Source organism: Pseudomonas sp. SCA2728.1_7 (assembly GCF_018138145.1).
Lineage (GTDB): Bacteria > Pseudomonadota > Gammaproteobacteria > Pseudomonadales > Pseudomonadaceae > Aquipseudomonas > Aquipseudomonas koreensis_A.
On the sequence record NZ_CP073104.1, the window covers coordinates 3,144,013 to 3,159,708 of the forward strand.

Consider the following 15,696-nt stretch of genomic DNA (forward strand, 5'->3'; position numbering starts at 1 on the left):
GTCACCCCTGCGCCTGCGCCTCTTCATGGGCCTGGCGCAGTCTTTCACGGCTGTTGGTCAGGTGCAGACGCATCGCCGCACGCGCCGCATCGGAATCCTGACGGGCAATCGCGTCGTAGATTTCTTCGTGCTCACGGCTCAGGCGGCTCATGTAGTGCTGCTGATCATCATGGGCCAGTCGCGCCGAATTCAGCCGCGTACGCGGAATGATGCTGGTGCCCAGGTGGGTCATGATGTCGGTGAAGTAGCGGTTGCCGGTGGACAGCGCGATTTCCAGGTGGAAAGCAAAGTCTGAAGCTACCGCATCGCTGGCATGGGCAGCGCTTTCGTTTAACGCATCGAGGGCGGCGCGCATGGTTGCCAGTTGCTCGGCACTGCGGCGTTGTGCGGCAAGGCCGGCAGATTCCACTTCAAGGCTGATGCGCAATTCGAGAATCGCCAACACATCACGCAGGGTGACGACGGTGGCCGGGTCGATGCGGAAACCACTCGGGCTCGGCGTGTCGAGTACGAAGGTGCCGATGCCGTGGCGGGTTTCCACCTGGCCGGCAGCCTGCAAACGGGAAATCGCCTCGCGCACCACAGTGCGGCTGACGCCATGGGCTTCCATGATCGCCGACTCGGTAGGCAGTTTGTCACCGCGCTTGAGCAGGCCATCGCGGATCTGCTCGCTCAGCACCGTCACCAGTTCCTGGGCCAGGCTGCGGCGCTTGCGCGGGAGACGCGGGGTTTCGATCAGGTTTTCCATGGTGTGCATCTAGTCTCGAAAATTCGGCTTGGAGGCATGATAGCTCAAGCGGGTTGTACGATCACTTTCCGGTTTACATCGCTTTATGTAGGAGTGAGCCTGCTCGCGATGACGTCCGCACATTCAGCATCAATGTGACTGACCCTACGCTATCGCGAGCAGGCTCACTCCTACAGGGGTTTAGCGGTGATCAGGCGGTCACGGTCTGTTCAACCAAATGGCCGCTGTCGATCCGCACATGCCGTGGGTGGAAGCGTTTCAAGCTGCTGCGATGGCCGACGCTGACAATGCTCAACCCCGGTATCTGATCAATCAACGCCTGATACAGCGTCGCTTCGTCTTCCTCATCCATCGCCGAAGTCGCTTCGTCCATGTACAGCCACTGCGGTGCGTACAGCAACGCGCGAGCGAAGGCCAGTCGTTGCTGTTCGCCCGGCGAAAGCATGCGTTGCCAGTGATTGGCCTCGTCCAGCCGCGCGACCAGATGCGGCAAGCGGCAGGTTTCCAACACTTGTGCATAACGTTCCGACGCGTAGGTGTCGCCCGGTTGTGGATAACTCAAGGCTTCACGCAGGGTGCCGATCGGCAGATACGGTTTCTGTGGCAGGAACAGATAACGCGCCGCCGGCAAACGAATGTTGCCGTGCCCCGCCGGCCACAAATGCCCCATCGCCCGTAGCAGCGTCGACTTGCCGCTGCCGGAACGCCCACTGAGCATCACTCGCTCACCTGGTTCCACAGTCATATCGGCACTGGTCAGCAGATGACGACCGTCGGCCAGATCAAGACCGAGGTTGTGCACCTTCAATTCGTTGCCCTGATTCTGCACGTCGATCGCTGGCGTGCGCTCTTCGTTGTCGGTCATGGCCTGACGGAAACTCAGCAGACGATCACAGGTGGCGCGCCAGGAAGCGAGGCTCTGGTACGCACTGATGAACCAGCTGAAACTCTCCTGGACGTTGCCGAATGCCGAACTGATCTGCATCAGTTCACCCAGTTCGATCTTGCCGGAAAGGTAACGCGGCGAAGCCACAATGAACGGAAAGATAATGGCCGCCTGGCTGTAACCGGCGGTGAAGAAGGTCAGGCGCTTGGACACTTTCATGATGTCCCAGAAGTTGTGCCAGACATTGCCGAAGCGGGCGCTCAGACGACGATTTTCGTTCGGCTCACCGTTGTACAACGCGATGCTTTCGGCATTCTCGCGAATCCGCACCATGGAAAAACGCAGGTCGGCTTCGAAACGTTGTTGCTGGTTATTCAGGCCGATCAAGCGACGACCAATCAAATGCGTCAGCCAACTGCCCACCACCGCATACACCAGCACACACCAGAACATGTAGCCGGGAATGGTGATGCCATAGATTTCGATGCTACCCGACACGCCCCAGAGAATGATCGAGAATGACACCAGACTGACGATATTGCGCAGCAGCCCGATGCCCAGTTCGAGGGTGTTGGAGGTGAAATTGTTGAGGTCTTCGGAAATCCGCTGGTCCGGGTTATCGGTGTAACCGCCCTGCTCCAGCTGGTAATAATTCTTGTCGGTAAGCCAACGCGAGAAATGCTTTTCAGTGAGCCAGGCCCGCCAGCGAATCGTCAGCATCTGCGTCAGATAGAGCCTGTACACGGCACCGACAATTGCCACAGCCGCAATCCCGCAGAAATACAGAATCAAACGCCAGAACGCCACTTCATCCTTCTTTTGCAGGGCGTTGTAAAAATCCTTGTACCAGGTGTTGAACCACACCGAGATGCCCACGCTGAGCAACGACAGCGCGATCACCGCAATCAATAGCGTCCAGGCCTTGCCCTTCTCTTCGCTGCGCCAATAAGGCGTGATGATCGCCCACACTTTGCGAAAAAACTGCCCGCGCACAGCATCGTTGACCGCGGAATATTCAGCGTTCTGATTCATGGATAAGGCTCGATATAGAAAAGAACAGACACGCACCGATCATAGATGATCGGTGCGTTTTATCGCGAGGGCTGGCGATAGTCGTTCAGCGCAGGTTCAGCGACGAACCGGGCGCTTCTGCAGTTTGCGCTGCAGGGTGCGGCGGTGCATGCCCAGGGCGCGGGCAGTGGCGGAGATGTTGCCTTCGTGCTCGGTGAGCACGCGCTGGATGTGTTCCCACTGTAGGCGATCGACCGACATCGGGTTTTCCGGCACCAGACTGTCGAGATCGGCGTGCTCGGACAACAACGCGGCCAGCACGTCGTCGGCGTCAGCCGGTTTGCACAGGTAGTTGCACGCACCGCGCTTGATCGCTTCGACCGCGGTGGCAATGCTCGAATAACCGGTGAGGATCACCACGCGCATTTCCGGGTCCAGCTCCAGCAGTTTGGGCAACAGCACCAGACCGGAATCGCCGTCCATTTTCAGGTCGAGCGCGGCGTAATCAGGCAGATCGGCCTGGGCGATGGTCAGGCCTTCTTCGGCCGAGCCGGCAGTGCTGACGCGAAAGCCACGCCGAGCCATGGCACGGGCCATCACTCGGGTGAACGTTGCGTCGTCGTCGACCAGCAGCAAATGCGGCAGTTCTTCGCCTTCGACTTGGATTTCGTCACTCATGTTGGTCTCCTCGGGCGCCGTGGGGCAGGCGCAGCTCGGTGAGCGTGCCGCCTTCCTCATGACTATAGAGTTTCACTGAGCCGCCGGCGCGTGTCACGCTGGCCTTGCTCAAAAACAGGCCCAGGCCGAAACCTTTGCCCTTGGTGGTAAAAAACGGTTTGCCGATCTGTTCGGCGATGGCCAGCGGCACACCGGCACCGTGGTCACGAATGCTGATGGTCAGGTTCTCGACGTCCCAGTCCAGGGTTACCTTGAGGTTTTCCGGACAGGCATCGGCGGCGTTGTTGAGCAGATTCAGCAGCGCCTGAGTTAGGTCCGGCGGCGGCGCCATGCGTGGCACGGTGCCTTGGCCGAGGCGATGGAAACGGTAGCTGGCCTCCGGACGCATCAGGTGCCAGCGGTTCAGCGCTTCGTCGAGCCAGTCAGTGACGTCCTGCATCTCGACGGCCAAGCGACGATTGGCTTCGGCGGCACGCACCAGTTGTTGCAAGGTTTCCTTGCAGAGTTTGACCTGATCCTGCAGCACTTTCAGATCATCCTGCAGCATCGGGTCGGGATGGTCCTGCTGCATTTCCTTGAGCAACACGCTCATGGTCGCCAGCGGTGTGCCAAGTTCATGGGCAGCCCCAGCGGCCTGGGTGGCGACGGCGAGCAATTGCTGATCGCGCAGGCCTTCTTCACGGCGGATCGCGCGTAATTCTTCCTGACGGCGCAACTCTTCAGCCATGCGTGCAGCGAAGAAGGTGATCACCGCAGCAGCCAGCGCAAAGCTCAGCCACATGCCGTAGATCTGCAGGTTCTCGCGGGCGACGGGCAAGGTTTCCAGTGGATAGAAACGCGTCAGCATCACGGTGTACAGCGCCAGCGCGATGCCGGAAAGAATCACCGAATAGCGCCACGGCAGCGTCACCGCAGCGATGGTCAGCGGCACCAGATAATAAGAAACGAACGGGTTGGTCGAACCGCCGGAGAAGTACAGCAGCGCACTGTGGATCACCAGATCACAGGCCAGTTGCAGCGCATATTCGAGTTCGGTCACCGGCCACGAAGTACGCAGACGCACGGCGGTGAACACGCAAAGCAGCGTCGAGCAGCCAAGGGTCATCGCCAGTTGCACCCACGGCAACGGCAGCAGTTGCAGCCAGTAGGCCAGGCCTACGGAGCCAGCCTGCGCGGCGAGCACCAGGGTGCGGATGAAAGTCAGCCGCCAGAGGTTCTGGCGAGTGGCGGAAGTCAGTTGTACGGGGGCGAGCATGAGCTCTCCTGATGAGCGCTCCAGGCGGATCGCACGGAGTATAACCAAGCCGCGGGCTTGAGAGGCGAAAGTGCGGCAAACGACCACATGGCGAAAACATCTTCGGCGGCTATAAGGGCCTCTTCGCGAGCAGGCTCGCTCCCACCTTTGAAATGCATTCCCCTGTGGGAGCGAGCCTGCTCGCGATTGGCTGCGCAGCAGCCCCGGCCATCTGTATAGAAGTTGTAACTGGGCGAACCGGATCATAAAAGCTAGAGTCTGATGGTTTCACGCAGGCCCCCGAATCATCACCTGCGCCCTCATCAAGGAGCTTTCATGCACACATTTCGCCGCAGCGCCGCCCTTCTCGCCCTCACCATCGGCAGCGTCGCCAGCCTTCCGGCCCTCGCCGCCGATGAGCTGCACTACAACCAGATTTCCCTGCGCGCCGAAGTCAGCACGGAAGTCGCCCGCGACCTGATGATCGTCACCCTCTACACCGAAGAGCAAAACACCGACCCGGCGAAACTCGCCGCCGACGTCAGCACCACCATGAACAAGGCTCTGGCCCAGGCCAAGCAAGTCAAAGACATCACCCTGCGCCAAGGCAGCCGCAACAGCTACCCGATCTACGACACCAAGGGCCAGAAGATCACCGGCTGGCGTGAACGCGCCGAACTGCGCCTGGAAAGCTCTGACTTCGCCGCGCTGTCCAAACTCACCGGCGAACTGCTGGGCGACCTGAAAATGGGCGGCATGGACTTCGCCATCGCCGACCCGACCCGCAAATCCAGTGAAGACGCCCTGCTCAAAGAAGCCGTAACCGCCTTCAAGGCCCGCGCGCAATTGGCTACCGACGCACTGGGCGGCAAGGGATACAAAATCGTCAACCTGAACCTCAACAGCAACGGTTATCCACAACCGTACCTGCGCGCACCGATGATGATGAAAGCGGCGGCCATGGACTCGGCGCCGGTGACGCCGGAAGTTGAAGCGGGTACGAGCCAGGTCAGCATGACCGCTGATGGTTCGATTGAAGTGTTGATGCAGTGATGTGATTCGAGCTGAATAAAAAACCGCCGATCTGTGAAGGGTCGGCGTTTTTTTTGTGCCCGCAAATTTTGTGTTGAATGTTCCGTCGCCATCGCGAGCAGGCTCACTCCTACACTTTGGAATGCATTCCCCTGTAGGAGTGAGCCTGCTCGCGATGAACGATAACGCGTTATCAAGTCTGTGGATCAACCCGATCCAACGCCCGATTCACCGCCAGCTCGGCCAGCATGATGATCTGCTGAATCGCCAAAGCCGTATGACGCTCAGGCCGGCCCAATTGATCGGCAAAATTACCCGTTAGCGTGTTCGCCGACGCGAGTGATTCACAGGCATGCGCCAGCAGGCTTTCGGTGTCGATGTTCGGCTGGATCAGGAACATCGTGCTGGGTTGGCGGGGTTTGAGGGGTTCGGGGCTGAGGTAGAAATCCAGGGCGCGCTTGATGGCTTCGCGGGTTTTGATCTGGTCGTCTGCGCGGATGGCGTCTTCGAGTGGGGTATCGAGGGGTGGGTCAGGTATCAATTTATCCATGAAAAAATTTCCTTATGAACTGACGCCATTCATTTCCGATCTCACTCGAGAAATGAGGTGGCAACTATGTACGGAGTGAGATTACCGGTAAGGAAACCAACCCGGCCGGACAAAGTCCGCCCGTACATAGCCGCCATAAAAACTGCTGACAGCATGAGCTGGCGGCGATTATGGAGGGGCTTGTGCAGGTTTCCAAATTCAATAACCGGGAATCTCACCTCCCGATCGCTGAGTTTTCAGCGACACCCAGAGCCTAAAGAGCGCACGTCCGACGGACAACCTGAAAACCTTGTGGGAAGGTTCTGGTTATCTGACACAGATTTAAACAGCCAAAAGCCAACCCTCACCCTAGCCCTCTCCCAGAGGGAGAGGGGACTGACCGAGGTGTTTGGGAGAGTTACGCCGACTTGAAATACGAGTTGAACTCAGATTCTGAAACAGATCAAAAGCCCCTCACCCTGGCCCTCTCCCAGAGGGAGAGGGGACTGACCGAGGTGTTTGGGAGAGCTACGCCGACGTGCAATTCCGCGTTGAACTCAGATTTGAAAGGCCCACAAATCGGCTCCCTCTCCCTCGGGAGAGGGCTGGGGTGAGGGGCAGCACCACCACAAATCCAAAGCCGACCACGCCCCGCTCTTCACCACTCAATAGGCCGAGTGTCAGCTCGCCTGCTCTTGATCTTGATCCACGGGCGACGTCGGAAGGCTGAGTGGAGGGATTGATCCGGGCGTGGGAGCGCAGCGACCGTTTGGCGAAGCCAAACACAGCGGGAGTAGGTGCAGCGAAGCAAACCGGAGACGCTGCGCCCGGATCGATCCCGGAGCGAAGGAACCCCGAGCCCCAGCGAGCGGGCCGCACGTAGGAGCAAGCCTTTTTGGTTACTTTTTCGGCGTCTGGAAAAAGTGACCCGCCGTAAGGGCCATCCCTTTCAAGGTCTTTTCGTTTTGGCAGCCTTGATAACTCTGTCCGTTGAGACATGAGCATGGACCGCTGTACCTTGAACCCATGTCTTGGGTTTAGGCACCTTGGGGCCGCGGGGGCTTTTCGCAACTTGTTTGGGCTGGATGTTTCTGGCCAGCTCCAACAAGCGTTGGGCCAGTTGCTCCAGAGGGACAACGGGAAGATATTCCGAGGGCAGCGCAATCTGCATTCCCTCATAACCACTCCTGACCTGAACCGCCAAGTGATAGATGGAGGCTTCCCATCCTTCAGGCTGAGTCTCCCGGTGAGCTTGCTCGACACTTCGTTTGAGGACGGCCAGGACGTTGTAGGCCAATACCGCAGTGGCGAACCCGAGCAAGGCAGCCTTTGGGCTGCCAAGGGTTTCGATTTCACTTTCCAGAATCGCTTCCAGTCGCTGGAACATACCTTCAATGCTCCAGCGGCGGCGATAGAGCTCTGCGATCTGCTGTGCACTGACGCTTTGGGGTAGGTTGCTCCAGAACATCAAGCTGCTGTCTCCCGAGTCCGTTGGCGAATGAAGCGTCAGTTCGACACGCCGACATTGGTAACCGCCTCTGACCTGGATGATCTGCTCACGCACAGTGCCTGTTTCCACAGGCACCGGCTCTTGCCACTCACCTTCTTGAATCAAGCGTGGATGCTTGGCTTGCTGGCGAATGACAAAGGAGGTCTGGGCCTGCTCACAAGCTTCCATGACCGGGAGCGTGCAATAGAGTCGATCAGCCAACCACACTTGGCCCGGCTCGGCATCAGCCAACAGCGGCAGCACGCAAACACGCTCGCTTGCGTAGGCATCCTCACACGCCTGAAGGTCGATGACCTGATCGAGGTCGGGGTCGTAGGCCACCACCGAAAAACCGGGACGAGCGGCGCCGCGCTCGTGACGTAAAGCTCCCAGACGTTTCTCAGTGGATGCCAAGTGATTACCGTCCACTACCCGAACCTGCCAACCCGGCAGCATCGTCGTGCAACCCAGCTCTTTTATGGTTGGAGTCAGGCGTTGAGCGCAGCCCGTAACCAGGGCGCGCAACAGCGCCGGCTCGGTACGACTGATCTTGTCGTAGAGAGCCGCCAAACTGACAGGAAGATCTTCCAGTTGCCGCGCGGCGGCGTGCAGGGATGGCTTCAGGCCCAATGAAACAAGGGACATCAGCTTGATGATGGTCGAGAACAGCAGCTCACGAGAATACTGCCGTTGCCGATGCTCTTCGAAAACCTGATCGACCCACTCAGGGGCAATAGCCTGCTCCAGAGCCAATTTAGCCATGACACTGGCAGGTGCTTTTTTCTCGAAACGCGCTAGAACATCGGCCCACATCGTTTGGGGATCCCTGAATGAAATTTCAGGGGATTTTACCGAAGACCTTGAAAGGGATGGCCGTAAGGGCGGAACCCTAAGCAGCCCAAACCGCAGCAACGGATATACCCACAAAACCCCAGATATACCGAGTTAGACACCTCCCCAAGAAAAACGATATTTCCGAACACCCCCAGATCCCCGCTAACCTCAACCAACAACCACCTCCAATCTCCCCGGGGACTCCATGCCAAGATTCACCCTCAAACCGCTCTTGATCTCCCTGGCCCTGGCCACAACCGCCCCACTGGCAAACGCCGCCACCACCCTGGTCTACTGCTCCGAAGCCAGCCCGGCAGGCTTCGACCCCAGCCAATACACCAGCGGTACCGACTTCGACGCCTCCGCCGAAACCGTCTTCAACCGCCTCACCCAATTCAAACGCGGCGGCACCGACATCGAACCCGGCCTGGCAACAAAATGGGACATCTCCAACGATGGCCTGCAATACACCTTCCACCTACGCCAAAACGTAAAATTCCACACCACCGACTACTTCAAACCCACCCGCGACTTCAACGCCGACGACGTGCTCTTCACCTTCCAGCGCCTGCTCGACCCGGACAACGCCTTCCGCAAGGCCTACCCCGCCGAATCCCCCTACTTCACCGACATGGGCCTGAACACCACGATCAAATCGGTAGAAAAACTCGACGAGCAAACCGTGCGCTTCAACCTCAACAACGTCGACGCCGCCTTCGTGCAAAACCTCGCCATGAGCTTCGCCTCGGTGCAATCGGCTGAATACGCCGCCCAACTGTTGAAGGAAGGCAAAGCCGCCGACCTCAACCAAAAGCCGATCGGCACCGGCCCGTTCGTGTTCAAGCGCTACCAGAAGGACTCGCAAATCCGCTACGCCGCCAACACGGCCTACTGGAAACCCGAAGACGTCAAAATCGATAACCTGATCTTCTCGATCACCCCCGACGCCGCCGTACGCCTGCAAAAACTCAAGGCCGGCGAATGTCAGGTCAGCGGCTACCCACGCCCGGCCGACATCGAAGTGATGGAAAAAGACCCAAACCTGCGTGTGCTCAAGCAGGCCGGTTTCAACCTCGGTTTCCTCGCCTACAACACCACCCACGCCCCGCTCGACCAGCTCAAGGTTCGACAGGCGCTGGACATGGCCATCGACAAACCGGCAATCATCAAAGCCGTTTACCAAAGCGCCGGCCAGTTGGCCCAAAACGCTTTGCCGCCGGCGCAATGGTCGTATGACCCGAACATCAAGGATGCGCCCTACGACCCGGTAAAAGCGCGGGTGCTACTGAAAGAAGCAGGGGTTGCACCGGGTACAACCATCAACCTTTGGGCAATGACAGTGCAACGCGCGTCGAACCCGAATGCGCGGATGTCGGCGCAGATGATCCAGCAGGATTGGGAGAAAATCGGCATCAAGGCCAACATCGTCAGCTATGAATGGGGCGAGTACATCAAACGCGCGAAAAATGGCGAACACGACGCCATGATCTATGGTTGGACAGGTGACAACGGTGACCCGGACAACTGGCTTGGCGTGCTCTACAGCTGCGCGGCGGTAAAAGGCAGCAACTACGCCAAATGGTGTGATCCGGCCTACGACAAACTGGTGCAACAGGCCAAATTGTCCACCGACAAAGATCAACGGGTAAAACTGTATCAACAGGCGCAACTGATCCTTAAACAGCAGGTGCCGATCACGCCGATTGCCAACTCCACGGTGTTCCAGCCGCTGCGCAAGGAAGTCACCGACTTCCGGATCAGCCCGTTCGGTCTAACCCCGTTCTATGGCGTGGGTATAAATAAGTAACACCAAGCCCCAAGGCGGCGCGCACAACGTGACCAACGCACCGTTTTGGGGCTTCATTTGCACCGTAAAAACCACCCGCAAACGGTCAAATGCGTCAGAAGTTATACAGATGCGACATTAAGGTACGTTCGTGCCACGCTTTGAGGCCGGCAGTCACTCTGGATCTTGCAATGGGTATGGCCCCTGCATAAGTATCCGCAGGCACGACTCACGAGGTCGTACCTCACAACTAAAAAATGACAACAAATCATGAGGCCAACATGCTTAAACACGCGGTCATTCCGTTTTTAGTCGGCGCAGGCTTGTTAGCCTCCGCACCTTTCGCATCCGCTGCGACTAACCTGGTGTTCTGCTCCGAAGGCAGCCCGGCCGGTTTCGACCCAGGCCAGTACACCACCGGAACCGACTTCGACGCCTCAGCCGAAACCATGTTCAACCGCCTGACCCAGTTCGAGCGCGGCGGCACCGCCGTGATTCCTGGTCTGGCGACCAAGTGGGACATTTCCGATGATGGCCTGACGTACACCTTTCACCTGCGTGAAGGCGTCAAGTTCCACACCACCCCGTATTTCAAGCCGACTCGTGAGTTCAACGCCGACGACGTGCTGTTCACCTTCAATCGCATGATTAACAAGGATGACCCGTTCCGTAAGGCGTACCCGACCGAATTCCCGTACTTCACCGACATGGGGATGGACACCAACATCACCAAGATCGATAAAGTCGACGACCACACCGTCAAGTTCACGTTGAAAGAAGTGGATGCCGCGTTCATCCAGAACATGGCGATGAGCTTCGCCTCGGTGCAGTCCGCCGAGTACGCAGCGCAGCTGCTGAAAGAAGGCAAGGCTGCCGACATCAACCAGAAGCCGATCGGCACTGGTCCGTTCGTGTTCAAGAGCTACCAGAAAGATTCCAACATCCGTTACACCGGCAACAAGGATTACTGGAAGCCTGAGGATGTGAAGATCGACAACCTGATCTTCGCCATCACCACCGACCCGTCGGTACGTATTCAGAAGCTGAAAAAGAACGAGTGCCAGGTCACCCTGTTCCCGCGTCCAGCCGACCTGAAAGCGCTTAAAGAAGACAAAACCCTGAAAATGCCTGACCAGGCTGGTTTCAACCTGGGTTACATCGCCTACAACGTGATGGACAAGGTCAAGGGCAGCAACGAAGCCAACCCGCTGGCAGACCTGCGTGTACGTCAGGCGCTGGACATGGCGGTGAACAAGCCGCAGATCATCGACTCGGTTTACCAGGGCGCCGGCCAACTGGCCGTCAATGCCATGCCGCCGACCCAATGGTCTTACGACACCACCATCAAAGATGCCAAGTACGATCCCGAGAAAGCCAAACAGCTGCTCAAGGAAGCCGGCGTCAAGGAAGGTACCGAGATCGTGCTGTGGGCGATGCCGGTGCAGCGTCCATACAACCCGAACGCCAAACTGATGGCTGAAATGCTCCAGTCCGACTGGGCCAAGATCGGCTTGAAAGTGAAGATCACCAGCTACGAGTGGGGCGAGTACATCAAGCGCTCCAAAGGTGGCGAGAACCAGGCCATGATCATTGGCTGGAGCGGTGACAATGGTGATCCGGACAACTGGCTGAACGTGCTGTTCGGTTGCGACTCGCTCAGCGGCAACAACTTCTCCAAGTGGTGCGACAAGAAGTTCGATGGCCTCGTCAAAGAAGCCAAGCGCACAACCGACCAAGGTAAGCGCACCGAACTGTACAAAGAGGCACAACACGTCCTCAAAGATGCAGTCCCGATGACACCTATCGCTCACTCGACGGTGTACCAACCCATGCGCGCCAACGTGCAGGACTTCAAGATCAGCCCATTCGGCTTGAACTCCTTCTACGGCGTCAGCGTCAGCAAATAAGGCACTGCAACGGCGACGTTTTTGACGTCGCCGTTGTTTTACCTGCCGGGAAGTTAGGAAATTGCCTACAGCCAATTCCGCTGCGGATTACCACAGTGGTATAGGACGCGTCGCCTTTTCCTACGAGCTTTAAGGCATTTACGCATTTACTGCCAGGACCGCGGCCCCTACCGTCGGGTACTGACCAGTTTCTGCGTGGGCCACCGGTTTGCTGCACGTACTGGATTGAGCTCAATGCTGCCAAAACGTCTCCGGATGAGACGACGGCGCGTTGAACAACACTAAAAAAGAGGGAGCGTCATGCGCCATACCTTGATTTTTTCCGCATTGCTGGGCGCCGGCCTGTTGGCCGCCTCGTCCGCCAGTTTCGCCGCCAGCAAAAGTCTGGTGTTCTGCTCTGAAGGCAGCCCGGCGGGTTTTGATACCGCGCAGTACACGACGGCCACCGATAACGATGCCGCCGAACCGCTGTACAACCGCTTGGTCGAGTTCGAAAAAGGTGCGACCAATGTTGTACCTGGCCTGGCAACCCAGTGGGATATTTCCGAGGATGGTCTCAAGTACACCTTTCACCTGCGTGAAGGTGTGAAGTTTCATACAACGCCGTACTTCAAGCCGACCCGCGATTTCAACGCCGATGACGTGTTGTTCACGTTTAATCGCATGCTCGATGCCCAGCAACCTTTCCGTAAGGCCTATCCCACCGAATTCCCGTACTTCAACGGGATGAGCCTGAACAAGAACATCGCCAAGGTCGAAAAGACCGGGCCGCTGACCGTGGAGTTCACGCTCAACAGCGTCGACGCCGCGTTCATTCAGAACATCGCCATGAGCTTCGCCTCCATCCTGTCCGCCGAATACGCCGACAAACTGCTGGCCGAAGGCAAGCCGAGCGATATCAACCAGAAACCGATCGGCACCGGGCCGTTCGTGTTCAAGAGTTATCAGAAAGACTCGAACATTCGTTACACCGGTAATAAACATTACTGGGATCCGAGCCGGGTCAAACTCGACAATCTGATCTTTGCAATCAACACCGACGCCTCGGTGCGCGTGCAGAAGCTCAAGGCCGGCGAATGCCAGATCACCCTGCATCCGCGCCCTGCCGATGTGGAAGCGCTGAAGGCCGACCCGAAACTGCAACTGATTTCCAAGCCGGGTTTCAACCTCGGCTACATCGCCTATAACGTGCGTCACAAGCCCTTCGACCAGCTCGAAGTGCGTCAGGCGCTGGACATGGCGGTAAATAAACAAGGGATTCTCAATGCTGTTTATCAAGGCGCCGGCCAACTGGCCGTGAACGCCATGCCACCGACCCAGTGGTCCTACGACGACAGCATCAAAGACGCCGCCTACAACCCGGAAAAAGCCAAAGAGCTGCTCAAGGCTGCTGGCGTCAAAGAAGGCACCGAGATCACCCTGTGGGCGATGCCGGTGCAGCGTCCATACAACCCGAACGCCAAACTGATGGCCGAAATGCTCCAGGCGGACTGGGCCAAGATCGGTCTGAAAGTGAAGATCGTCAGCTACGAATGGGGCGAGTACATCAAGCGCACCAAAAATGGCGAGCACGACATCAGCCTGATCGGCTGGACCGGTGACAATGGGGATCCGGACAACTGGCTCGGCACGCTGTACAGCTGCGATGCCATTGGCGGCAACAACTACTCCATGTGGTGCGATCCGGCGTACGACAAGCTGATCAAACAGGCCAAGGTCGTCACCGACCGCGACCAGCGCACCGTGCTCTACAAACAGGCTCAGCAATTGCTTAAACAGCAAGTGCCAATCACGCCTGTCGCCCACTCGACGGTCAACCAGCCGTTAAGCGCGAGGATCGAAGGGTTCAAAGTCAGCCCGTTCGGTCGCAACGTGTTCTCGGGTGTCGGTATCGATTAAACCAACCGATTTAGCCGCAACGCTGAGGGGCGCTGTCTAGCCCCTCACGCAAGCGCTTTGCCGAAATTCGCCAATCCGACCATTGGCAAACGTTTGCGATGTGTGAATGAGTTCTAAACCAATAACCGGCATACCAAAAAAAGCCGGCATAAAAAGAAAGTAAAGGAGCTTCACCCATGAAACTGAGCAGCACCGCGATACTGGCCCTGGCCATCAGCAGCATCACCGCCACGGCGTACGCAGAAACCCAAAGCCAGGCGTTCACCCCGGTGACCGTGAACACCAAGAGCGCCCAGGCAGAAGCGACCGGCTTCGTCGAAGGACAGTCGATCACCGGTACCACGCGTAACTGGTACGCCAACGAACAACTGAAGCGTGGCGGCAAGTTCGCCTACAAGAAGAATGGTTCGCTGGCCGAAACCGACCGCCGGATCAACTGGGTTCAGGGCACCATCGTCAAGTACAACTCGGGCTTCACCGAGGGCACCGTAGGTTTCAGCACCGAAGTGGCGGCGTACAACGCTGTGGCGCTGGAACGTGACCGCAAGAATCTGGCATCGGCCAACGGTGGTGCGCCAAAGACCGGCGACGGCTCTGGCAACAACCGTACCCTGACGCACAAGAACAACGGTGAAGCCGTCGATCAGTGGAGCAAAGTCGGTCTCGCTAACATCAAGGCCCGCGTGTCCAACACCACCCTGACCGCCGGCCGTATGGGCTTCAGCAGCCCGCAAGTCGACGTGATCGGTAACCGTGCACTGCCTTCGAGCTTCGAGGGTGTGGCCCTGCACAGTGAAGAACTGAACAACCTGTCCTTCGACCTGGCCACGTTCGATCGCGTATCGCCACGTTCGGAACAAAGCCTGCAAAAATTCCGCGCCGAGTACGCCAACGGCCGTGTTGAATCGGACAAGGTCAACACCGCTGGCATCAGCTATCAGCCGCTCGAAAGCCTGAAAACCAGCCTGTGGGGCACTCAGGTCGAAGACCTGTGGAACCAGTATTACTTTGGCGCCACCCATGAATTGGGTGACAGCAGTGTCCTCGCCTTGACCACCGGCCTGAACTACTACAAAACCGTGGATGAAGGCAAAAAGCTGCTGGGCGACATCGACAACGATACTTACTCGCTGTCGTTCGGCCTGACTCACCAGGCACACAACCTGACCTTCTCTTACCAGCAAGTGAACGGTAACGAGTACTTCGACTACCTGCACGAAACCAACGGCATCTACCTGGCCAACTCCCTGCTGTCCGACTTCAACGGCCCGAACGAGAAATCCTTCCAGGTTTCCTACGCCATCAACATGGCTGAATACGGTGTGCCTGGTCTGAAGTTCAACATCTATCAGGCGCGCGGCTGGGGTATCGACGGTACTCACTACGACGGCAACAAAGGCGTCGCCAAGAAGGGCTATGACGGTATTCAGGAGCAGGACGGCGAGCATCACTATGAATACGGAATCGGGGCGACCTATGCCGTACAAAGTGGTCCTCTGAAAGCCACCACCATTCGCGGCACTTACACCGCGCACCGTGCGAGCGAATTCCAGTCCGACGGCAGCATCAACGAGTTCCGTCTCGTGACCACGATTCCATTCAACATCCTGTAAAAAACGCCAACCGACGGCTGACTCATGATGAGTCGGCCGTTCGGTTTTTT

Annotated in this window: 11 protein-coding genes; 5 read left to right on the plus strand and 6 right to left on the minus strand. The window is 57.8% G+C overall.

Translation table 11 applies throughout. The annotated features are described in order from the left end of the window. Position 1: 1 nt before the first annotated feature. From KBP52_RS14175 to KBP52_RS14190, 4 genes are all read right to left on the minus strand, one after another. On the minus strand, positions 2-748 hold the full coding sequence (locus tag KBP52_RS14175; protein WP_016984324.1) for a FadR/GntR family transcriptional regulator: 747 nt from the start codon (positions 746-748) through the stop codon (positions 2-4). 190 nt (positions 749-938) lie between these two features. Next, complete coding sequence (locus KBP52_RS14180) at positions 939-2,666, minus strand: ABC transporter ATP-binding protein/permease (RefSeq protein ID WP_212622981.1); 1,728 nt, start codon at positions 2,664-2,666, stop codon at positions 939-941. A gap of 96 nt (positions 2,667-2,762) precedes the next feature. Next, a complete protein-coding gene (locus tag KBP52_RS14185; RefSeq protein WP_003221630.1) occupies positions 2,763-3,323 on the minus strand; it encodes a response regulator transcription factor in 561 nt (186 codons plus the stop codon). Then, entirely contained in the window at positions 3,316-4,578 is a 1,263-nt protein-coding gene (locus KBP52_RS14190) for an ATP-binding protein (RefSeq protein ID WP_007915316.1), read from the minus strand. The genes KBP52_RS14185 and KBP52_RS14190 overlap by 8 nt, the downstream gene beginning before the upstream one ends. A gap of 315 nt (positions 4,579-4,893) precedes the next feature. On the opposite strand from KBP52_RS14190, the gene KBP52_RS14195 reads away from it, so the two are divergent. Further along, positions 4,894-5,610 carry an SIMPL domain-containing protein gene (locus KBP52_RS14195; protein ID WP_077571098.1) on the plus strand — a complete coding sequence of 239 codons (717 nt, stop codon included), beginning with the start codon at positions 4,894-4,896 and terminating at the stop codon, positions 5,608-5,610. A 172-nt stretch (positions 5,611-5,782) separates the two neighbouring features. Here the strand turns inward: KBP52_RS14195 and KBP52_RS14200 are convergent, their stop codons facing one another. Continuing rightward, positions 5,783-6,139 carry a DUF6124 family protein gene (locus tag KBP52_RS14200; RefSeq protein ID WP_123594939.1) on the minus strand — a complete coding sequence of 119 codons (357 nt, stop codon included), beginning with the start codon at positions 6,137-6,139 and terminating at the stop codon, positions 5,783-5,785. 928 nt (positions 6,140-7,067) lie between these two features. Next, a complete protein-coding gene (locus KBP52_RS14205; protein WP_077571455.1) occupies positions 7,068-8,369 on the minus strand; it encodes an IS4 family transposase in 1,302 nt (433 codons plus the stop codon). 277 nt (positions 8,370-8,646) lie between these two features. On the opposite strand from KBP52_RS14205, the gene KBP52_RS14210 reads away from it, so the two are divergent. From KBP52_RS14210 to KBP52_RS14225, 4 genes are all read left to right on the plus strand, one after another. Continuing rightward, on the plus strand, positions 8,647-10,248 hold the full coding sequence (locus KBP52_RS14210) for an ABC transporter substrate-binding protein (RefSeq protein ID WP_212622982.1): 1,602 nt from the start codon (positions 8,647-8,649) through the stop codon (positions 10,246-10,248). A gap of 260 nt (positions 10,249-10,508) precedes the next feature. Then, positions 10,509-12,134 (plus strand): ABC transporter substrate-binding protein, encoded by a 1,626-nt coding sequence (locus KBP52_RS14215; RefSeq protein ID WP_077571094.1) that lies wholly within the window; start codon positions 10,509-10,511, stop codon positions 12,132-12,134. A 300-nt stretch (positions 12,135-12,434) separates the two neighbouring features. Further along, positions 12,435-14,033, plus strand: a complete 1,599-nt coding sequence (locus KBP52_RS14220) for an ABC transporter substrate-binding protein (RefSeq protein WP_077571092.1) — start codon at positions 12,435-12,437, stop codon at positions 14,031-14,033. 176 nt (positions 14,034-14,209) lie between these two features. Next, positions 14,210-15,646, plus strand: a complete 1,437-nt coding sequence (locus KBP52_RS14225) for an OprD family porin (protein WP_077571090.1) — start codon at positions 14,210-14,212, stop codon at positions 15,644-15,646. Positions 15,647-15,696 lie beyond the last annotated feature (50 nt).